The 22,240-nt window shown below is 59.9% G+C and carries 15 protein-coding genes; 4 read left to right on the forward strand and 11 right to left on the reverse strand.

The window, feature by feature from the left end:
* The first annotated feature begins 1 nt into the window (after position 1).
* From AC24GY_RS12905 to AC24GY_RS12915, 3 genes are read left to right on the forward strand one after another with little or no spacing between them, the layout of a single operon-like run.
* Entirely contained in the window at positions 2-2,620 is a 2,619-nt protein-coding gene (locus AC24GY_RS12905; RefSeq protein ID WP_487683431.1) for a hypothetical protein, read from the forward strand.
* Between the two features lie 14 nt (positions 2,621-2,634).
* A complete protein-coding gene (locus tag AC24GY_RS12910; protein WP_487683435.1) occupies positions 2,635-3,108 on the forward strand; it encodes a hypothetical protein in 474 nt (157 codons plus the stop codon).
* On the forward strand, positions 3,105-3,569 hold the full coding sequence (locus tag AC24GY_RS12915; protein WP_487683438.1) for a hypothetical protein: 465 nt from the start codon (positions 3,105-3,107) through the stop codon (positions 3,567-3,569). Before AC24GY_RS12910 ends, AC24GY_RS12915 begins: the two co-directional genes overlap by 4 nt.
* A 155-nt stretch (positions 3,570-3,724) precedes the next feature.
* Here AC24GY_RS12915 and AC24GY_RS12920 read toward each other — a convergent pair whose 3' ends face one another.
* The 9 genes from AC24GY_RS12920 to AC24GY_RS12960 all read right to left on the reverse strand — a co-directional run bounded on the left by AC24GY_RS12920 (position 3,725) and on the right by AC24GY_RS12960 (position 19,481).
* Complete coding sequence (locus AC24GY_RS12920; RefSeq protein ID WP_487683441.1) at positions 3,725-7,879, reverse strand: PVC-type heme-binding CxxCH protein; 4,155 nt, start codon at positions 7,877-7,879, stop codon at positions 3,725-3,727.
* An 80-nt stretch (positions 7,880-7,959) separates the two neighbouring features.
* Positions 7,960-8,817, reverse strand: coding sequence for an alpha/beta hydrolase (locus AC24GY_RS12925; protein WP_487683444.1), 858 nt, complete (start codon positions 8,815-8,817; stop codon positions 7,960-7,962).
* A gap of 30 nt (positions 8,818-8,847) precedes the next feature.
* On the reverse strand, positions 8,848-9,600 hold the full coding sequence (locus AC24GY_RS12930; RefSeq protein ID WP_422318123.1) for a polysaccharide deacetylase family protein: 753 nt from the start codon (positions 9,598-9,600) through the stop codon (positions 8,848-8,850).
* Positions 9,601-9,606: 6 nt separating this feature from the next.
* A complete protein-coding gene (locus AC24GY_RS12935) occupies positions 9,607-10,377 on the reverse strand; it encodes a family 16 glycoside hydrolase (protein ID WP_487683448.1) in 771 nt (256 codons plus the stop codon).
* 2 nt (positions 10,378-10,379) lie between these two features.
* Positions 10,380-11,258: an SGNH/GDSL hydrolase family protein gene (locus AC24GY_RS12940; RefSeq protein ID WP_487683451.1), complete on the reverse strand. Its 879-nt coding sequence runs from the start codon at positions 11,256-11,258 to the stop codon at positions 10,380-10,382.
* A gap of 92 nt (positions 11,259-11,350) precedes the next feature.
* Complete coding sequence (locus AC24GY_RS12945) at positions 11,351-13,810, reverse strand: WD40 domain-containing protein (RefSeq protein WP_487683454.1); 2,460 nt, start codon at positions 13,808-13,810, stop codon at positions 11,351-11,353.
* Positions 13,807-15,852: a hypothetical protein gene (locus tag AC24GY_RS12950; protein ID WP_487683457.1), complete on the reverse strand. Its 2,046-nt coding sequence runs from the start codon at positions 15,850-15,852 to the stop codon at positions 13,807-13,809. The genes AC24GY_RS12945 and AC24GY_RS12950 overlap by 4 nt, the downstream gene beginning before the upstream one ends.
* Positions 15,853-15,863: 11 nt before the next feature.
* Positions 15,864-18,062: a DUF1549 domain-containing protein gene (locus tag AC24GY_RS12955; RefSeq protein ID WP_487683460.1), complete on the reverse strand. Its 2,199-nt coding sequence runs from the start codon at positions 18,060-18,062 to the stop codon at positions 15,864-15,866.
* Positions 18,063-18,140: 78 nt separating this feature from the next.
* Positions 18,141-19,481, reverse strand: coding sequence for a DUF1501 domain-containing protein (locus AC24GY_RS12960; protein ID WP_487683463.1), 1,341 nt, complete (start codon positions 19,479-19,481; stop codon positions 18,141-18,143).
* Positions 19,482-19,564: 83 nt separating this feature from the next.
* Between AC24GY_RS12960 and AC24GY_RS12965 the strand changes: the two genes are divergently transcribed.
* The gene (locus tag AC24GY_RS12965) at positions 19,565-20,569 is read left to right on the forward strand and encodes a hypothetical protein (protein WP_487683466.1); all 1,005 of its coding nucleotides are present in this window, start codon (positions 19,565-19,567) and stop codon (positions 20,567-20,569) included.
* A gap of 4 nt (positions 20,570-20,573) precedes the next feature.
* Here the strand turns inward: AC24GY_RS12965 and AC24GY_RS12970 are convergent, their stop codons facing one another.
* The gene (locus tag AC24GY_RS12970; RefSeq protein ID WP_487683468.1) at positions 20,574-22,013 is read right to left on the reverse strand and encodes a DUF1501 domain-containing protein; all 1,440 of its coding nucleotides are present in this window, start codon (positions 22,011-22,013) and stop codon (positions 20,574-20,576) included.
* Between the two features lie 44 nt (positions 22,014-22,057).
* Entirely contained in the window at positions 22,058-22,240 is a 183-nt protein-coding gene (locus tag AC24GY_RS12975; RefSeq protein ID WP_422318141.1) for a hypothetical protein, read from the reverse strand.

The raw sequence follows: 22,240 nt of genomic DNA on the forward strand, positions 1-22,240 counted from the left end.
CATGGCCGTCTGGACGCTCACCTTTGAAGATGACACCCGCACTCTGAAAGACTGGGGGATGACTCATTGCGTGATCACTGAGCAGTCGCTGACAGCGGGGATGTTCACGGCGCAGATCCCGGGCAACATGCTGGCGACGCTGCCGTGGGCGTATGAGGACGTGATCACGCTGAAGCTGGATGGGGTGACCAAATTCAAGGGGGTGGCGCTTGATCCTGAACATGATGAAACCGGCTTCAGCCAGAACATCGTGGTGCGGTTTGCGGATCTGTGGTGGTACCTGACCCAGGGCACCTATGAGCAGCCGTGGCACCACCACGGGGGTGGGGGTGCGCAGAATTCCGCCAGGGTGGCCATGTTTGCGAACGTCAGCGCTGGCTCGGGCTGGTCGAAGAGGCCGATCTCCATGGAGATCCCGGCGATCATCGCGGCGTGCAACAACTACTTCGGCGGTGGAGTGATGCAGATGGGTGAGATGCTGGGCAGTGGCTTTACCGCGAACCCCATCCCGCAGCGGATCATCAATGCGACGTTTGAAACGGTGCTGCGCCAGGCGCTGGGGTGGGTGCCTGATGCGATACAGCAATGGGACTACTCCACGACACCGCCGACGCTTTCCTTTGTGCAGCGCAGCGAGGCCACGGCGCGCACGTATTCATATGCTGGCAACGGTGTGATCGTAGCGCGCAAATTCAAGCGGCGTAGTGACCTGGTGGTGCGGGGGATCGCGATCACATATGCGGGGCTGTATCCTTCGGGCCGATCCTTCCGCATCGCGGATCAGGCCGGGGAGACCACGGGCACGCGGCTGCTCAAGGCGGTGATCGACTGCGGTGGCAATGCGCGTGGTGCTGCTGCGACGAATGCGACAACGATCCCGGCTGTGACGCGCAAGTACACGGTGGTGAGTGAAGCCATCGAGATGACCAAGGAATGGTTTTTCAAGTACGCCGACACCGGTGCGGCGACTGCGGCTGACATTGTGGTGGGGGACGGATCGAATATTGAGTTTGCCCCGGATGCCCCAGAGAACGCCGGGAAAGATGGTCTGGGGGGATGTGAACTGCAGTGGCTGGAAGGTGGCATGCCGAAATCACGGCTCAGCGCCAACACACGAGTGGCACTGGTGACAGGCTACCTCACCATACGCACCACCAAGACGGAAACCCCTGATGCAGCGCCGATCACCACCACGGAGACCCAAGAGCGGCGCACGGTGAAGATGCTGGTGCCTGTGACGAAGCTGAGCGGCGAGTATGAGCAGCGCATCCAGGAGGAGTCGACCATCATCAGCGGTGCGATCCCGCAGATCATGACGGGGGCGTATATCACCACGGGGCTGGCGGATGAGCTGCTGGCGGCGTGGAGTGTGGCGCAGTATGATGGCACGCTGAAACTGGTGAAAAGCGAGTGCGATGAACCTGTGGCACTGGGCGATGTGATCAATATGACGGGCGGCCTGAGTGAGTGGACTGAGATGCGCACGCAGGTGCATTCTTTGACGCGTGAGATCGACACGGGCACGACCACCATCCAAACGGGGGCGGCGGAGCATCTAGGCATCGAAGAATATGCCAGCCTGCTGCCCATGGTGCGGCAGCGCACGGTGGTGGCCGCAGATCTGGACCAGCAGGCGCTGGGTGAGGTGCCTGCCACGGAACCTGAAGACGATGAGCTGGATGATCTGGTGGGGCCGGGAGCGATCAAATCGAGCGTCTCGTATGGCGAGCAGAAGATCAAGATAACGACATCCACGGCGGTGCACCTGACTGACATGACGGCTGAGGCTGGCCCGACGACCAGCAACAAAAACACGGGCAGTGGTGACGAGGTGGTGACGACGCCGGGGAATCTTAAGGTGAGGAATGAGGCGGCAGGAAAGACCGTGAAGGTGACGCCTGACGAGCTGAAGCTGGAAGCTGAAGACGGATCATTCATCTCCCACCAGACGGAAAACAACCGCACCCTCTATCAAGACGCCGAGGGCAATACCTGCGAGGTGAAGCCCACGAAGATCGAGGTGCTCGACTCTGCCGGTGATGGTGTGACTTTGACTCGAACCGGACTCGTCATCCGCGAAGGAAGTGAGGAGACCTCGCTGACGCTCGGGCAGCTGCGCATGATCGCCGCAAGCCTTGAGACGACCATTCAGCCTGGCAGCGTCGTGGTGACCAATGGCACCGGCACCAGCACGCTGGAAGCCGCGCACATGCTGCTGGACGGCGGCAGCGGCAAGACGAACTCTGTGACTGATGAGCAGATCGTGATGGCTACCAGCAGCCGCACAGCCATCTATGATGCGGGCAGTGTCACTTATACATGGGGCAGTGGCAGTCTCGAAATGGACATCGCTCATGGCTTGACGATCACTGCGGACGGCGATGAAATAAACGTGGGAGCCAATGCTGGTATCGGCCAGACTAAAGCCGGGGGAGGCTTCCTAATCCTGGACTACCATCAATTGACCATGAATGACGGTGCAGGTGGCTCTGTCTCAGCGGCCATTCAGCCGGGTGAGTCCATCAGCTTCCAGGACACGGAAGGCTGCGATGTGGATGGAGCGGGAGAACCGATCACCACCACCAGCCATGTGCTGCGGGGGGCGGCAACTCCGGCATGAGGCTGGGGAAGTGCATGAACCTGACGGTGCTGACGCCGAACATCGTGCAAGGCGGTGGGGCTACATCCACCTGGACTGCGGCCTCTGCCACTCATGGCACCTGGGAAGTGCATTTCCCACCGGGCCGCTACTGCCCTGGCGGAGATCCCGGCGCGGAGATTGACCCCTATGCTTCATGCACGCTGAAGTTCCTTGGCTGCGGGACGATCCATCTCACGGCGGCAGGGACCAGCGGCGCGGTGGCCAGCATACCGTATGCTTTCTCGCAGCTGCTGCTGCGGGGCGGGGCTGGAGTGTCCATTCAGCCTGCCATCTCCATGGTGGGAGGGACCGGGGGAGTGAGCTGCGATAGCGCGGGACTCACAGGTGATGATGATGTGACCTTCAAGGTGATATGCGGCATGGAGCTCAAGCTTGAATTCAATGGCACTGGCGCGACCACGGCCCCTGCTTGTGACATTCTCTTCAATGTAGAGGTGGTGGCATGACGGCAATCTCTGACATGGATCTGGCGCGGCTGTGGCTGAGGCAGTGGAGGCCCGCGACTGGCATCTATGCCGCCCCCGCTGCCACAGCCGTATGGGATGGCACCGCCCTCATCTGCGAGGCAGGCCCTGAGGATCTGGACCCCGCCGCTGCGCTCCTTTGCCCTGCTCTGGCTTCGCGCCTGGCTGATCTGAAGCGCTGCAAGGCTGCCGCCATCCCTGAACCCACCATCGCCGCCCTGGAGGCCGATTACGGACCTGCCACGGCCCCTCTCAATGCCGGTGGCGCGGTGGTGAGTGAGCCTGCCTTCCGCGCCCGCCTGGCTGCATGCCGGGGCTGTAGGCTATGGGATGAGCGCGCACGTGATGGCCGTGGCCGCTGCGACTGCGTGCGCTGCCGATGCACGCACCCTTTTCTCTGGCTGGCCGCACAGCAGTGCCCGGAGGGCAGGTGGCCTGCATGAGGCCTGCAAGGCCGGTGCAAGATGGCGGCGAAAACAGGCTATTTGCGCAAACCTTTGTCATTTTTGCGCAAACTTGATGTCGCGGCTATCAATCCGGTTTTAGAATGACATTGATTCACTGCTGATGAAGCTCCGGGGGGGGCCTTACTGAGCCACTACTCCCGCTTGCTCAGCAGATATTTGAGCAGCTCCAGGGACTTGCGCTCGGGCATGGATTCGAGGAGGCCGGGGGGCATGAGGGAGACGGGCATCTTCTGGCGGTCTTTGAGATCGGCTTTGGAGATGATGACGGATTCTGTGACGGTGCGCGCGGTGATGGAGGTGGCTGTTTCCTGCTCGATGACACCGGAAATGACCGTGCCGTCTTTTTTGGTGAGGACGTGGAGCTGGAAGTTGTCACCGACGACGGCGTTGGGATCGATGATGTTTTCGAGGAAGTAGTCGAGGCCATTGCGCCAGGAGCCGGCGAGATCGGGGCCGAGCTTGCCGCCGACGCCGCCCATGGCATGGCAGACGGCGCAGACCTGCTTGAAAGTTTCCTCACCTGCTTTGCCGTTGAAGGCCCAGAGAGGGGCTGATTGATAGGCTTTTTTGAGTTTGGCGATGCTGGCTTTGGCGGCTTCGCTGGAGTCGTTTACTTTGCCCCAGGCGGCGTCGAGGAGAGTGTTGACCTCGGTGTTGTTCAGGCTGCGCATCTGGCGGATTTGCAGGGAGCTGAGGTGTTTCTTTTCGAAGATGCCTGCTTTGATTGCGGCGAGCAGTGGCAGGGCCAGTTCTGCGCGGCTGGTGAGGGTGCCGAGTGCGGCGCTGCGGTCGGTGTCATTGAGCTTGGTGAAGAGAGTCATGAGCGCTGTCGCGGTGGCGGGGTCGCTGGAGCGTGAGAGCAGCGGGATGACGGTGCTGGTGAAGTCTGGCTGATCGAGAAGCTTGGCGAAGATGGGTGTGGCCTCGGGATCGCTGACGCGCTTTAAAAGATCAAAGGCGCTGCGGCGTTGGGGAAGAGGCTGTGTGGCATCGGCAAGGAGGTCGCGCATTTTGGCGAGCACTGCTTTGTCACCAAAGAGGGCGGAGAGCTGATCTGCGGTTGTACCGGGAAACTTGGCCTGCAGTTGGGGCCATGTTTTGGGCATGGCGGCTTTGGCTTCGTCCTTCATGCCGAAGGCGAGGATTTTTAAATCGCGCTCGGTTTGGATCGTGGGGACCAGAGCTTCGCGGCCTGCGGGGGTCGTGGCGGCAAACCAGCGGATGGAATCGGCGAGGGATGGCAGAGGTGTTTTCGCTGCGAGTGCGAGGCCGCGGGGCCAGTCTTCTGCGATGACGCGGGCGAGGCCGAACCAGATCATCTTAGGCAGGAAGCGGTCGTCTTTGTCCTCGGCATGCATGGCGAGAGCGGAGGAGACTTCCCAAACGGTTTTGGTGTCCAGTTTTGGCAAGGCTGAGGCCAAGGCGAGGCGGACGGTGGGTGAGGGGTCGGTTTGAGCGAGCTTGAGGAGGGTGGCGGAGGTGAGCTTGGGTTTGCCTGTTTCTTCGGTGGCGAGTTGGATGGACCAGGAACGGACGATGTCGCTGTCTTGCGCAATCAATGTGGTCAATTGACGCTGATCTAGGGCTTTAGCAGAATGAAGAAGCCACATGAGTCTCAATGTCAGCTCAGGTTTGTTGTCGGCCTGTGATATCATTGTCACTCCATTGGCAACCGCATCAAACGGTGCAGGACGTTCTTGAATGAGCTTTCTGGCTGTTCTTGCATGCCAGTCACTGGTGCTCGCTTGCAGTTTGAGAAGCTGATCATCACTCATCTTGCCCAAGTCCACCTTCACCGGCTTGTAGGTCTCCTTCCAGGAGATGCGGTAGATGCGGCCGTTGGTGCGGTCCCATTTTTCGTCTTCGGGATTGTGGCAGTGCTGGGTGTCGGTCCAGTCGATGACATAGACGGCGCCGTCTGGGCCGGTTTGGAGATCGACGGGGATGTAGTCGGGGGCGGGGCTGTAGAGGAGATCGTAGCCGGCGTGGAAGGTCTCGTAGCCGCTGCCGGTGCGGACCATGTGCTGCTGATTGATCTGATGGCCGTGGAGATTGTGGGTGAAGAGGTGGTCGCGATAAATCGCAGGCCAGTTGTCGCCGTTGTAGATGAGGGTGCCGACGTGTGAGTGGCCGCCATACACGGCGGTGGTGCCTGGTTTGCCGGCGCCGCCTTCACCGCTGTCGTAACGGGCGGAGGCAGGGAGATAGTTTTGGAGTTCGGGCGCGAAGTCTGGAGCGGTGGCGGAGATGAAGGGGGCATATTTGCTGTTGGCCTGATTCCAGAAGTGACCATTACGGATGGCATTCGTGGTGCCGCCTTTGCCCCAGAAGCTACGACAATGGGTCATGAAGAAGTGGCCGTTGCTGTTGTAGTCGAGGCCCCACTGATTGCTGCCGCCGTGGGAGTAGACTTCGAATTCGTGACGCACGGGATGGTAGCGCCAGACGCCTGCGTTCAAGGTGGTGCGCTGGTCATCGGGGGTGCCGGGTTTGCCGATGTGGGACTGGGTGAAGACGCCTTGATTGCCGTAGAGCCAGCCGTCCGGGCCCCAGATGAAGCTGTTGAGGGTTTCGTGGGTGTCTTGATAGCCCCAGCCGTCGAGGAGGATCTGCGGCTTGCCGGCTGCGTCGTTCGCATCTTTCGGAATGAACAACAAATAGGGTGCAGCGCCGACCCACACGCCGCCGGAGCCGACTTCGATGCCGCTGACGAGATTGAGACCTTCGCAGAAGACTTTTTTGGTTTCGAACGAGCCGTCGCCATTTGTGTCTTCGAAGATGCTGATGCGATCCTTCCCCTGCCCTTCGGGCTGGCGGTTCGGATAACTGAAGGCCTCGGCCACCCACATGCGGCCACGTTCATCGAAGCAGAAGGCGATGGGCTGGCGAACGTCCGGCTCGGCGGCGATGAGCTCGACCTGGAAACCATCCTGCAATTTCATACCAGCGACGAGTTTTTGTGCGGCGTCGTTTTTGACGCTGGTGGGTTTGGCGGGATTGGGCAGGAGGTGCCAGAGGACGGGGCTTTCATCGCCACGCTTGGTGCGGTCTGCGCTGACGCTGAAGGAAGCCACGGCGAAGGCTGGCTTTTGATCGTGGAAGACGAAGTCGTCGAAGTTCACGTGGCCCCATCCGATCTTGGACTGGTCGATGATGCGGATGAAGATGCGTTTGCCAGCGACGGCTTCCAGATTCACGGCCACACGCTTCATGTTTTCCTGCTGGGCGGCGCTGCTGCTCTGGATGATTTTGCCGGTGGCTTCTTCGACGATTTCGACGCGCTCGTTTTTCGCATCTGGTGCGGCACCGAGCAGGAAGCTGGCCCAGGGATGGGTGGCGATGAAACTCGTGGAGGTGAGGGTGCCGGTGCCTTTGTCTCCACTGCGCTCGTAGCCGCCGAGCCAGAATTTGCCAACGTGCTGGGAGTTGCCACGCTTGCGGATCGCGACGGTGTCGCCTTCGACGGGTTGTTTTTCCCAGGCATCGCCTTCGGCTTTCCAGCCTGCGAGAGTGCCGGTTTCGAAGCCGAGGTTGAGTTCGGCGGGTGGTGGGATGGAGGGGACGTCGGTGGTGCTGACATTGCGAGCAGGAGTGCCCGCATCACTGCGCTGAGGCATATCGGTTTTGCCGAGATGGGTGAGCTGGATGTTGCGAAATTGAACTTTCGCAGGGCCTTGGCCGCTGTGAAGCTGGAAGGCGATCTTGCCGCTCCACTCGGCGGTTTTAGCCTCGTGGTCATCAAGCACGCTCATGAGGATGTCATTCACGCGCACCTCCACATGGGATGCGGTGGCGGTGATCTGGTATTTGTTCCAGTCGTTGGACTTGATGACGGTGGCCAGGCTTTTTGGTTCGGCGAAAACGTCGGCCCAACGGCGGCCATCTGGGGCGATGCTGACGCGAGAGCCGCGCTCCACGAGCAGCGCTCGACCGTGTTCATCATAGATGCGGCCGAGCCAGACTGCGCCTTGATCGAGATCGGCCTGATAGCCGCTGGCGTGGCCGTCCGGACTTTGCTGGCAGCGATACTGGATGCCGGAGTTTGCGCTGGGGCCGCCGGTGATGCGGAATTCGACGGTGAGATCGAAGTCATGCGCCTCGCCGTCCCAGAAGATCCACTCGTTGCCTTTAAGCTGCTGATTGGCGGGAATTTCGCCGGTGATCGCTCCGTCTTCCACGCGCCAGTGCTCCGTCTTGCCGGACCAATGGGCGAGTGTCTTGCCATCGAAAATCGATTCAGCGCAAAGCGGCAGCGTGGCGAACAGGAGGGCGCAGAGAAGTTTCATGGTGGTTGGAGCGGGTTGGCGACCCTGCTTATACAACCACCGGCCTCAGCATGATGCAGACATGATTTTGGCTGAATCGGTCATTTCTTCAGGATTCCTGACACGAAGGAATCCAAGGCTTTCGTGGCCGGGTCATCGGGAAGACCGAGGTCGTTATTGAGCTTCACGTGGCTGGTGTCTTTGGCACCGAAGACGGTGGTCGGGACTCCGGCCTCTTTCAGAGCATTGCCGAGGCGTGCCGCCTGGGCGCTTGTGTCTGGATGGGCGGCCACATGCAGGATCAGGAATGGCGGAATGCCTTTGCCTTTGGCCACATGGGTGACAGCGGAGAAGTCGATGTGCTTTTCCGGTGTGCCGCCAAATTTTTCGCGATGGCCATTCACGCGCTGCGGCAGGTGGTGGAGACGGAGGCGCGTCTCGGCGGTCTCGATGATGGCTGGCACATCGTAGGTGTCGCCGTCCACAGGGACGCAGCCGATGAGGCAGTCGAACGTGGCGCCTTCGGCCTTCAAGTAGCGATCGTCGGTGCAGATGAGTGCGGCGAGTTGGGCTCCGGCAGAGTGACCGCCCACGAGCACGCGTTTGGGATCGCCACCGTATTCAGCGATGTGTTTCTCCATCCAGCCAAAGGCCTTGGCGACATCGCGAATGAGCGTGCCCATGTCCACTTCGGGCAGCAGGCGGTAATTGGTGGAGACAAAGACAAAGCCTTTGTCCATGAACCATTGCGGCTTGAGCTTCACGTCCGTTTTGTCGCCCTGCGTCCAGCCGCCGCCGTGAATCCAGAACACGACGGGCAGATTCTTCGCGTTGGCAGGTGCGTAGATGTCGAGCACGTGGCGTGCGTGACCGTTTTCGACGTAGGGAATGTTGGACTTCACGCTCTGGGCGAACGCGTTGGCAGCAAAAGCGAGAGTGGCGAGCAGGATGAGTTTCATGGTCGGTGATCAATACGCCGCCACTCCGTCTTATTTCCGAGCTGGCAGATACTTTGCCAGATCGCGCATGGCGATGACCTTGCAGCCTTCGTCTTTGAGATGCTGCATGTAACTTTCGAACTTGGCCGGGTCTGTGTTGACCCAGGGGTGCTGGATGTCGGGCACGCCGTGAAAGGTCATGACGGCGATCTTGCCATCCTTTGCCTGAGCCACGGCGGCCTTGAACTGATCCTGGGTGCTGTCTGGTTTGCCATCGAAGGCCTGGGGCATGGTGAGAAGATCATCCTTTTCGGGATCAAAGGCCTGGGCACCGCCTGCGCGTGCAAACTGGTAGCCGCGCTCGCGCAGCAGCTTCACGGCCGCCTCGCTGGTCTGATAACCGGGATAGCAAAAGCTGACGGGTTTGGGGATGCCGTATTTCGCGCACTGCTGCTCGATGAACTCGACATCCGCCGCCAGCTGTTCCGGTTTTTGTTTGGACACACCGGCGTGTTTGCGAGTGTGGTTGCCGATTTCGAAGCCATCTGCATTCAGCGTCTGGATCTGCTCCCAAGTCATGTAGTGTTCCTTATCCACGAGGAATTCGAAGCCTTCGGTGATGAAGAACGTGGCACCGAAGCCGTGCTTTTTGAGCAGAGGTGCCACGAAGGTGGCGTGGCTGGCCACGGAATCATCAAAGGTGAGAACTACCAGACGCGCTGCGGCGGGTTCGACGGCGATGGAGCGCCAGGCGAAGGTGACGGTGAGAAGGAGGGCGGCGATGGCAATGTGGACGGGCTTCATCGGGGATCACTTCACTTTCCAAATTTTCACATCGTCGATCCATACGGTGTTCGGCACCAGGAAGCTGAACCAGCGTTTCATCGGATGGGCGTAGCCTTCCGAGTGATGACTGGCGAGCACTTTGCCATCGAGGCTGAGGCGCATTCCGCTGCCTTCGGTGACGAGGACGAGTTCGTGCCATTCAGTGTCGGCTTTCCATGGGACGACCACCTTCTTGGAGTTTAGCAGGGCTTCGAAGTCAGCAGGCAGTTTTTCTTTGCGTGCCAGAAAGTCATCGCGCTTCTTTTTGACCTCCAGGTTCATGGTGCCGGTTTTGTGGTCGATCAGCGTGATGCTGCTCTGGCTGAGAATGCCGTAGCAGAGGTGTCCGGCGTGAACGCCTTTCAATTCGCGGTCCACATAGCCGAGCTGAAGTGATTCACCTGGGTTTAGGCCGGGAAAGCGGAAGCGGACCACTGCGCCGCCATCGGTGAATCCGGCCTCGTGATGAATGTGCGCGGCATGCCCTGCTTCTTTCGAGGCGCTGGCGATTTTCAGGATGCCGTCGTCGAGATCTGCCATCTTGATCTGCGGCACGCGATCTGCCGTGGCGCTGTTCCAGCCATTGCCGATGGCTTTGGCGAGATTTCCATTCTCCTCACGCTCGAAGGCGTCATGAAAGATCATCTGCCCCTTTTCGCGCAGCCATGCGGCATCATCGCGGGGTGCGGCAGTATCGGCGGCTTGAAAGGCTGACAGAGGAGCCAGCAGCAGGGTGGTAAAAAGAAATGCCTTCATGCTTACTTCGGTGCCTTCACGCCTTTGGCCTTGTCCGCTGCTTCCTTGGCTTTCTTTTCGGCAGCAGCTTTGGCTTTTGCCTCAGCGGCTTTTTGCGCCGCCATGATGCTGGCGGCTTCGAGCGGCGGCCAGGAGGCCTTGGCTTTGTCGAGTTCGGCCGCATTGAGACCGAGAGCCTGCAGCACGCCGACGGCCATGAGCTTGTTGCCTTCGACATTCATGTGGACGCCATCGCTGGTGAGCACTTTCACGCTGGGCTTGTTCTCGGCCTTGATGCGCTCCTGAAACATTGCGTTCAGATCGGCGAGCGGGATTTTCTTTTCCTTCGCGAGTTCACGCAGGAAGGCATTGTAGGGCGCGAGCAGGCCGTTCTCTTTGCTGTCGAGATTTTCCTGAATCACGGTCGCGGTGAGCATGACGGGCTTCACGCCTGCGGCCTGCGCCTGATCGATGATCGCCGTGATGTTTTTCTTGTAGGTGCCGCGGGTGGAAACCTTGTCATCGTAAGTGCCGCTCTTTGCCATGGCATCATCGAGAGGCACGCCACGTGGTCCGTGCCAGACATCGTTCACGCCGCAACTCAGCGTCATCCACTGGGGTTTCTTGCTCAGCACGTCATTGTCCAAACGTGCGAGCATCTGATCGGATTTATGACCGCCGACACCTGCTGGAATTGCCTCAGCTTTGACGCCATTGGCTTCCAAACCGGAGATCACAAGCCGCACGTAGCCTGCGGGGTTGCCCCAGCCGCCTGCGGTGATAGAGTCACCGAGGAAGGCGATTTTCTCGCCGCTTTTCACGGCGATTTCTGCTTTGCCAAGATTGGGAACGAGAAGGGCGGCCGCGAGGACGGGAAGAAGATGGATATGAGTGTGACGCATGGCGGTTGGGAGTTGGCTTGCTGAATACAACAAGCTAACGCAACGCTACCAGCGTCCTTTCTTCCGGCTTCACTCCATGCTCAGATTGAGACTCAGGGCTTGAAGACAGCGATTTCCTTCGCTGTGGCGACATCCCAAGCGCGAACAAATCCATCTTGATCACCGCCCAGCACGACATCTCCGGACTTGGTGGTGGCGAGTGATTGAAGGAAGCCTGTGCTACCAGCCAGCTTTTTCACCTCGCCTCCGTCACTGGTGATGAGGCGGAGTTTGGTATCACCAGCGCTGGTGGCGATCTGATCTGCGGCACCGAGATAGTGAATGCCAGTGACTTCCTTGTCCCAGCCATCAACGCTCTTGCGGCGGTCACCGGTGGTCCAGTCCCAGACTTTGACGACGTTGTCGGCACCGCTGCTGGCCAGCACGCGGCCATCGGCACGCCATGAAAGGCCGAGCACGTGGTGCGTGTGACCTTCAAACACTTTCACGACTTTGCCGGTGCTCAGATCAGTGATGCGCACGGCTTTGTCTGCGCCGCCGGAGGCGAGAAGCTTGCCATCGGGTGAGAAGTCGAGCGCGAAGATGCTGTCGAGATGGCGTTCGGCATAGTTCGTGGTGAGCTTTCCAGTCGCCACGTCCCAGAGTGTGATGTCGCCACTGCGGGAGGGCTCGCCGCTGCCGATGGCCAGCGTTTTGCCGTCGGGGCTGAAAGCGAGACTGTTGGCGCGGTCGGTGATTTGGGAATTGCCGTCGCCTGTGCCGAAGGTGCGCTCGAGGGTCCAAGTCGCACTCGTGCTGCCCGGCGCGATGGGTTTGCCATTCACGGTGCTCCAGGCAAGCGGCGGGCCGCTGTCCTGTTCGGCGATGAGTTCGAGACCATTGGCAGAGAACTGCAGTGACTTGGCTTTCTTGAGGCTCGTGGTGAGTGTTTTGGCAATCAGGTCACGCTCAGCGTTCGCGTTCACCGCCTCTTTTTTCACGACTTCCAGGCGAGCCTTCTCATCAATGACGGCCTGCTTCGCCTTCTTTTCATTTTCGGTGACGAGTTTGATTTCGTTCGCTGTATCGGTGATCGCGGCTTCGGCACGGGTGAAGGCTTCCTGCGCGAGCTTGAGATCTGCGGCGGCCTTCGTGGCCTTTTCCTGAGCATCGGTGTTCTTTTTGGCCAACGCTTCGTCGGGTTTGCCTTTGGGAGTCTTGGCGATTTGATCCGCGATTTCCTTCGCTGATTTCTCTGCCGCGGCTTTGGCATCCTCCTTGGGCTTTAGGGTCTTCCGTTTTTCTTCGAGGCCTGTCTTCGCGAGTTCCACGAGCTCGGTCAAAGCTGCGGCCTTTTTTGCATCGCTGGTGGCCGCAAGTTTGATTTCAGCAGCAGCAGTTGCCATGGCTGCTTCGGCGCGTTGGAGAGCGGCCTGAGCCTGAGCGAGGTCGGTTGCGGTTTTGGCAAGACTGGCCTGTGCTGCAGCCTGCTTTTGGGCCAAGGCTTCATCTGGTTTGCCAGCGCTGGCTTTAGCCACTTCATCCGCGATTTCCTTGGCCGCTTTATCGGCTGCGACCTTGGCGTCCTCCTTGGGCTTGATGTCCTTCTTCTTGTCTTCGAGGGCCTTCTTGGCGAGTTCGGCGAGTTCGTTGGCTTTCTTCAGGCGATCGGTCTGCTCGGTGACAGCTCTTTCAGCCGTCCTAATGGCTGCACCCTGATACGTCTCTTCCAGCGCAGCGCGCACGGCGGTGAGCGTGCGCTGAGCAAGGGCCTGCTCGGTGGCGAGATCGGATTTGATGTGGGCGATGAGCTTGCCGCCGACGGTTTCGGTCAGCTTGATGGAATTGTCCGCTTCCTGCGTTGCGGTGAATTTGGCCGAAGGGGCGAAGGCGGGAGCTGCGGGGGCGCTGCGTTTCCACAGCTTCACCTCACGAAAGCTGCCGGTGGCAAGGCGTGTGCCGTCGGGGCTGAAAGCCACAGACTGCACAAGATCGCGATGGGCGACACCGGGCTGTTTGTAGAGACCGGTTTTGAGCAAGGTTTCATCCGTGAGCTTGGTGACGAGGCTCTGGGTGGGCAGATGGTAGATGCTGATCTGGTTTGCCCGAGCTGCCGCAGCAAAATCCCCCAAGGGCGCAACGGCGATGGCATAAATGGGCTGCAAGCCCGCCGGAAGCGGCTCCCATGCGATGATCTGCACCTTTTTGGGTGAGGCTTTGGCGCCTTGATCAATCCACGCTTTGAAGAGTGCGAGTTGCTCGGGGGTGAGATTCACTGCGCCGACCTTGTTGCCCTTCGGTGGCATCTCGGAATCCCAGGTGTGAGCCGCTGCTTGATACATGACGCTCTCCGCGCCTTTGCCGGGAATGATGCCTTTGTCACTTTCGCCGCCCTTGGCCATGAGCTCCGGGGTCTCCATGTTGAGGCCGCCCTTGGTGGTGGTCTTGTTATGGCAGGCGATGCAGTTGTCCTTCAAGAACGGACGGATCTGCTGGTCGTAGTCGATGGGCGCGGGAGCCGCGGCCATGACAAAAGACGAATTGAGGATGATGAACGGGAGGATGATTCTCATTTTTTGGCGACCTCCTTCACACGAATGCGGATGGGATTGGAATAGACAATGAAAGTGGCGTCTTTGGCTGCAGACTTCGCGGTGAGGTCTTTGACGAGCTTGTCAGCGGCGGCCTTGGTGGTGTCCGCCGTCTTGAGGGCGGCGGTGGCGGTTTTGACGAGCTCGGCCTTTTTCGGCGTTGCGTCCGCATTCGCGGCGTCGAGCTGCTTTTTGGCTGCAGCCTGCGCTTCGGTGGCTTTTTTGGCGTCGGCTTCGGCAGCGTTGAGTTCTTCGACGCCACGGCGGAATTTCATTTTTGCCGGGCCTTGGAGGATGAAGCCGTAATCTCCGGGTGCGAGTTTGAGAGCCTTCACATCGAGCGTGAATTTGCCAGCCGCAGCTTTGGCGGGGATGTCGGCTTCAGGAGCTTTGGTGACATCCATGAGACCGAGAACCTTCAGTTTGAGCGCATCGGCAAAGTCGGCATGACGGGTGACTTTGAGGGCGATATCGAGTTTGGCGTCGGCAGCGACTTCGAGGATGTCCGTTTTTTCCGTCTGCACGAAAGCAGGAGCAGTTTGTGCGCTGACGCCAAGCGCAGGTGCGCCGGCGGTGCGATAGAGGACGTTGTCCCGGGCGGCGTCAGCCACCGCATAACACACGAAGCGACTCTGAGGAATGCCACTGAGGAGGCTGGCTCCAGCCGGGGCATCGGCGCTTGCTTGAAATGCTATGTAGCCCAGAGACTGGCCTTTGCCGATGAAGCCGCCGAGGCAGGTGACGCCTGCAGGGAGCTTGTCGGCCTTGAGTTCAAGGGGCTCGCTCAGGGCATTGCGATTGGGAGCGATGATTTCCAACGCGGCGATGCCACCACGCGGGACATTGGCGCTGCCAATTTCTCCACCTTTGGTCTTGGCTCCGGGCAGGATGGGATTGAGGGCGATGAGATCTTCGAACTTCGGCGCTTCCTTGAGAATGCGCAGCTCATAGGGCTGAGTGGTGGCGAAGTTGTCGCTGAGGGTGATGCGGAAGGCGCCGTCCGCCTTTGCTTCATAGGCATACGAGGGATCGCGGCTCGGAAGGTTGATGCTGGGTGCGGGCACGATGGCCGGTGCATCAGCAACTTCCGCCTGCGGTTTGAGCGTTTCTTTGCCTGCCGGATCTTTGGCCAGATTTTCAATGACCAGATGCGGATCGGTGGCATGGCCGAGCTGATGGGAGCGCACCGCAATGATGAATTTTTCGCCCGCCTTGAAGGGCAGATCGAAGACCTGTGGCAGACCTTGGGGCGGGAAGGAGTCCCGCACAGTCTGGCCGATCTGGATGAGGCGAACGTCCTCAAGCTTGACGGTCCTTGGAGCCGGAAGGGCGGCAGACGAAAGAGTGATGCGGTAGCCGTAATCATCCCCCGTGCGAAACATGAGTTCGTTGATGCGCAGGAGATAGGTGGCATCGGCCGTGGCGGTGAAGGCGAGGGCTCCGGCACGCATGTGGGCCAGTTCGCGCCCGGTGGGTGAAAGCAGCGCACCAAGCAACTCGGTGCGTGTGTCAAAACGTCGTCCGTCAAAGGTGGCGGTGAGATGCTGCCCCTTTTTCAAATCCACGCTGAACCATTGGGGCGAATTGGATTTGAAGCAGCCTTCAACCACAGAATTGAGGCTGACTTTGAGCGCTTTGTCAGGTTTGGCGTTTGTCCCGGAGGAGTCGATGGAATCAAGCGTGGTGATCTCGAAGACACGTGGGTTGGAGACACCGTAGCGTCCGACGAAGCGGCAATCGTAGAGGGCAGGCTTCAGGTCTGCGGGCAGCGTGATGCTGAAGACGTTTGGCTTGACGCTCTTGAGCGGAATGGTGCGCTCATTGAGCAGGACCGACTGCGGTCCTTCGAGATCCGCACCCCGCAGGGAGAGTTCCAGCGTGGCGCCGGCTTTGGCACCGAGAGGAGCAACCGAGGTCAGCGTCGGTGATGGAAAGGTGGCCTGAGAGAACGCTGGGGCAGAGAAAGCCAGCAGGACTGAAAATTGTAAACTGAGAACTGAGAACTGAAAATTGGAGCGGGGCATGGCATGAACGCTTAGTGATTGAAGAGGAACTCTTTCGTGTTCAGCAGCGCCCAGAGGATGTCCTCATAGGCTTCCTTTTTTCCTTTGAAGGCTTCATCGCCGGTTTTGCCCGCGGTCTTCTTGTCGAGGTGGGCGTGGGCAAATTTGATTTCGGCGGCGTTGGGATCGCGGCTGAGGGCGATGTGGTAGAGGTCGGAGATCTTGTCGTCATCAGGGCGCGTGTCCTTCGTGAGGGTATCGGCGCGACCATTGCCACGGGAAAGCTGGGTCTGGATTTCGGCGGCATTCAGAAGATGGAGGCTCTGCGCGAGGCTGGCCTCCTGGGTGCGTTCGCATTCGCAGGCGCTGGAGGAGTCGGGACGGCCAAAGACGCTGAGGAAGTAGGTGCTCTGGTTGTAGCTGTTGTCAGGCAGAGAGACGGCGCGCGTGCCGGGGGCCTGGCCGGCGAAATTCGTTTGTACATCGAGCAGCGTGTTGACGGAATCGAAGAGGACTTCGGCATTGAGACGCTTTGGATAGTAGCGGCTGAAGTTCTGACGGTCCTTGGCGTTGTAAGTGTTTGGAACAGCGCTGAGCTGGTAGGTGGTGGAGTTGGTGATGGTGCGGATGAGCTGCTTCAAATTGTAGCCGCTCTTCACGAAGTCCGCCGCGAGGGCGCTGAGCAGCTCGGGATTCACCGGCGGGTTGGTCTCGCGCATGTCGTCCTCGGGCTCGACGAGGCCGCGGTTGAAGAAATGCTTCCAGTAACGATTCACCAGCGTGTGGGCAAAGAACGCATTGTCCTTCTGGCTCATCCATTCGGCGAGCGCACGGCGTGGATCTTGTTCAGGCTTCAGTTTCAAAGTTGGGCCGCCAAGACTGGTGGGGGTGACGGCCTCCTTGGTGCGAATGTTCGTGGTCTGGGCCACACCGCGCTTGTTGAAGATCATTTCTTCACCGGCAAAAGTCGAGGGCTTGCGGCTGACGTTGCTGAAGAAGGCAGCGAAGCCATAGTAGTCCTGCTGGCTCCACTTCTCAAAAGGATGATGATGGCACTGCGCGCACTGCATGCGTGTGCCGAGGAAGAGCTGCGCCACGTCCTCCATTTGCTGCTTCATTTCCTTGACCTGACGATACCAGGCGACAGGGGGATTTTGATCGAGATCACCGGAGGCAGCGACGACCTCGCGCACGAACTGATCGTAAGGTTTGTTGTCGGCGATGCTATCGCGGATCCATGAATAGAAGAGGTAGCTGCCGCGTGCAAAATTGGGCTGGGTGCGCTGGTTGCGCAGGAGGGCGCTCCACTTGTTGGCGAAGTACTCGGCGTATTCAGGGCTGTCGAGCAGGCGGTCGATGAGGATGCTGCGCTTTGCCGCATCTTTGGAGGCCATGAAGTCTTTCATCTCTGCGGCGGTGGGGAGACGACCGGCGATGTCGAGGGTGACGCGGCGGATGAAGGTGCCGTCGTCAGCAATTTCGGAAGGAGGCATGCCGATGGTCTTCAACTTCGCGAAGACGAGATCATCCACAAAACCACGGGAGGCTGGCAGTTTTTCCACCGGGGCGCCGAGGGGTACGGTGGCGCGGAAGGTGGAGACCTTGCCTTGATAGCGGACCATCACGGCGACATCTCCGGGGAGATCAAAGAGCTGCACGCGACCGGTTTCGCTGGTCTCGGCCATCGCTTTTTCGTTGGCTTCATACAGCGCGCGCTTGGTGACGTCACGAGTGCTGCCGTCGGTGTAGTGTGCGGTGACCTTGAGCTGCTGCGCTCCTTTGAGCGGCATGGTGAGCTTGGCGGGCTCCACGCTGATACTCGCCATCTTGGGATCGGTGTCCTTGCCATAGGGCATGCCTTCGCGAATCCAGCGAGCCAGATCGGCGTAGTCCTCAGATTTTGGATCGAGCTTCTTGCCGCCTCCATGCGGGAGCTGGGCGGTGCCTTTGGTCAGCAGCAGACTCTGCTCCGCCGAGGCCGGAAACACACGACGTCCGCGCGCCTCCTTGACGATGTGCTCATAGTCTTCCTGGGGTTCGAAGCCGAGCAGCGAGAGCTTGAAGCCGTTCTGTCCGCCCGATTTGCCATGGCAACCGCCGGAGTTGCAACTGCCCTTGGTGAGGATGGGAACGATGTCGTTCGCAAAATTCAGCGGGCGCAGAGCTTCGGCCGCAAAACAAGGTGCGGCGGCAGAGAGTGCGGCGATGAGGGTGGCGCGTTTCAGATTCATGATGGGTCAAACTACGGGGTGAGAACTGAAATCTTGTCTTGCAGATTAAAAGGAGCGTGAGTTTCCGGCTTGAACCTTTCACACCAGCTCCGCCATCGGCAGATGGCTATCGACCAGATACTGCGGTCTGCCGGTGAGATCGGTGAGGGTGGCCTTCGTGACATCAATGCCCATCTGTTTGTAGAGCGTGGCGAAGACTTCGCCAAAGGCGACGGGACGCTCCGTGGGTTCGCCGGCTTGTTTGTCGGTGGCGCCGATGACCTGACCGTGGCGCATGCCGCCGCAGGCGAGAAGTGCCGATGCGACGCGCGGCCAGTGGTCGCGGCCGCCCTTGGCGTTGATCAGCGGCGTGCGGCCAAATTCTCCCCAGACGACGACGGAGACATCCTTGTCCATGCCGCGCTCGTGCAGATCGGCAATGAGGGCGGAAAGTCCGCTGTCGAGCAGCGGCAAATCTTCGCGCAACTGGCCGAAGTTGTTGGAATGGTAGTCCCAGCGGCTGAATGCGAGCGTAACGACGCGAGCGCCAGCTTCGACGAGACGGCGTGCGGCAAGGAAGTGCTCGGGCAGGCGCGGGCCGCCGTCGTCGCGATTGCGGTTTTCGCCTTTGCCGTAGCGCTCGACGACGCGCGGATCTTCACGGCTCAAATCGAGCGCGTGAAGCAGCTTCGGACTCGTGAGCACATTGAGCGCCTGCTCATTGAAGACATCCACGCCGCCCATGAGGCCGGTGGCATCGAGATCACGCCGCAGATTGTCAAAACTGGAGAGCAGTGACTTGCGATCACGAAGACGATCCAAAGTGATGCCACGGAGTGACATGTCTTCTGTGCCGCCGCCGCGATTTGGCTGGAAGGGTGCATGCGCAACGCCGAGATAGCCTGGCTCACCCGTGCGGGCCCATTCCATGTGACCCATCTTGGGTGCGAGCCCAACGAACGGCGGCATGGCGGGATTGGTGCTGCCCTGCAAGCGCGAGACGATGGAGCCGAGGGAAGGCCAGCCACCGGGAGGCTGCTGCTTGGAGTTGCGACCGGTGAGGCACTGAAAGGCATCGTGACGCGAGTCGCAGTCGGCCAGCGAGCGGATGAGGGTGCACTTGTCCATCATCTTCGCGAGACGCGGCAGATGCTCGCAGATCTGGATGCCGGGGACGTTGGTGGAGATTGGTTTGAACTCGCCGCGAATCTCGCTCGGAGCATCCGGTTTCATATCGAACATGTCCTGATGAGACGGTCCGCCGGGCAGGAAAATCATGATCACCGCCTTGTGTGACTTGCCGGTCTTCTGCACGGACTCGGCACGCAGCACATCATTCAACGACAGCCCGCCCATGGCGAGCCCGCCGATCTTGAGGAAGTTTCGACGTGACACGCCATCGCAATAACCGCCGCTGGGATGGGAGTATAGATTGAGCATGATCTGTTGGAGGACCTTTAACCTACGGAGCGAGGGACGGGACTCTTGCCAGACCGGTCACACAGCCGGCGTTTGGTTCAAACATGAGCGGACTGATCGGACACACGATGTATGGAATCCTGGCGGCGAAAGCAGCAAAGGGGCGAGGGCTGCCCATCACACCGATCATCGAGAGACATCTGCCGAGCTTCCTCTGCGGCGCGTATCTCGGATGCGACATTCAGGTGATGCCGGAAGCGGTCTGCGTCGATACCGGACGCGAGGTTGGCTTTGGCACGGTGCCGTTGGAAAAAAGCCCGATCACAAGCGGCGCGGTGAAGCCCTGGACGCTGGAGCATGATGGGCGCAGCTACCGGCCCAAAGAGATTCACGAGCTGTTTTATGGCCGTGCGCATCTCGTATTCGGCTGGGCAAAACCGGAGGTGAATCTGCGTGTGCCCTGGGACCATCTGGCAGATTACTGTGCACGAGCCATTCGTGATGACATGAGTTCTGAGCGCGGCCTGGCTTATGCGCTGGGCTGGATGGTGCACATTGTAGGAGACTCGTTGATCAAGTCGATCCAACCGGGCATTCGGATGCATTTGCTCGATGGCGTTTACACCCCGCGAAACCGCATCGTGCAGGATCAGTTCACGTTTCACTCGATTGGCGGCGAGCTGGGAGTCGACTGGATTCAAACTTTCCGTGACATGGCGGCGACGCCCGTGGAGACAATCCAGCCGCACTCCATGCGTGTTGGCGAGAAACGCGGTGAGCTTGCTCAACTGTTCGATGACGGTTGGAAGCCCGAGCTGCAATCACTGCTGGCTGCCGTGCTCACCGAAAACCGCCGCTGGCTGCCGCATCACACCGAGGACGTACTGCGTGTGGTGCAGCGTGACAGTGAGGAGGCGAAGCGCGTCAGCGGCGGACTGGAGTTTGATGCGATGATCGAGATCGCCGAGAGCGCGGGCATGCGGGACACTTTGGTGACGATCGCCGAACAGTGCGCCGATTTGATGGAGCAAACCATCGCGCAGGTACCAGAGTGGCGGAAATTGCCTCGACAGCCAGCCGATGGCTGGAACAAGCTCAAACGCTCTTGATGCGTTACGTCAGCCCGCCAATGGGCGAGCCCATGTACAGCGTGTGCGGGCGGCCGGTGAAGTCTTTCCAGATCGTTTCGCGTGGCAGGCCCAGAGCCTCGTAGATCGTCGCGGCGAGATTTTCAGGCGTCTGCGCATCGCTGGTGGGATAGCCGCCGTGTTTGTCGGTGGAGCCAATGACGCGACCGCCTTTGATCCCACCGCCGGCGAGGAGGATGCTTTGGGCGTGGCCCCAATGATCACGGCCCGGCAGGGCGGTGGCGGAGATGCTCTTGATTTTGGGCGTGCGGCCAAACTCGCCGCCCATGATGATGAGGGTCTCATCCAGCTGGCCGCTGGCGTCGAGATCTTCGAGCAGGGCGCTCACGGCCAGATCCATCGGCGGGAGCAGGTAGTTTTTCAGATTTCCCCAGGCGGCCTGATGAGTGTCCCAGGTCTCGCTGTTGCCGAGATTCACCTGCACCATGCGCACGCCGCTTTCCACCAGCCTGCGGGCCATGAGAAGGGACCAGCCAAAGCTGTTACGACCGTAGCGATCGAGCATTTTGGGATCCACTTTTTCCAGGCTGAAGGCATCATGCACCTTGCGGTTGCTCAGCAGGCCGATGGCCGCTTGCCGGGTGGAATCAAAGGCTTCATCACCGGCGAGAGCAGTGAGATCTTGCGTTTGCTGCTCCAAGGCGTTGCGGAGTGAGACGCGGTCCATCACACGATCCATTGTGAGCCCCTGCGGCAGCGAAAGATGCGGGGCCTGGAAGCGCAGCGTGGGGTCTGTTTCAAAACCGCGCTCATGATGGAACAGGTAGTTTGGATATGCGCCGTAGTGCTTCGGGTGGTAGGGCGACATCTCCAAAAACCACGGGTCATGCTGCGCGCCCAGCGTGCCTGCAAACTGCCCGGCGAGCGTGCGGCCTTCGCGATGCACGAGCTTTTCCGGCAGCACAATGGCGGGTGGCAGGTTGTCTTTGCGCTTCGGCAGCAGCGCGGTGGCCAGCGCCGCCATGCTGGGATGATCGGACTTTTTCGGCTTCGATGGATCGAACCCCAGCGGCGCATCGCTGCGGCCGGTGAGCATGATGTGATGGCCCAGCGAGTGATCACTGCTGCCATGCGTGAGCGAACGTACCAGCGACCACTTTTCCGAGATGCGCGCGAGATTGGGCAGGTGCTCGCAGATGTGCAGCCCTGGGGTGCGGGTGCGAATGGGCTTGAACTCGCCCCGGATTTCCATGGGGGCGTCCGGCTTCATATCGAAGCTCTCATGCTGCGCGAGTCCGCCGGAAAGGAAGATGTAGATGACGGACTTGGCCCGTGGCGGTTGCGTGGCCGCCGTCATCGCCTGGAGGGCGCTGAGATGATTCATGCCGAGGCCCAGCAAACCCACCGCCCCGGCCTGAATCACTTCACGGCGGGAAACGGGATGCGCTGGATGCGGCAAGGACATGCACCTTCACATACGCGCGCCATGGCCAAGACTTTCCGAATGGACTACTTCCTGTTCCAGGCACCCAGCTTGATCGTGTGATCAGCGGTTGATACATCCGCTGCCGATTTGATTCGCAAAATTTTGGTCACCACAATCGCGCCATCCTGAACCACCACACGCAGATCGGCTTCATCTCCTTCTTTGAGGACCAGCCCTTCTGGAATAGTCGTTTTGATTGGATACAT

The sequence above is a fragment of the Prosthecobacter sp. Pr1 genome, from assembly GCF_057652315.1.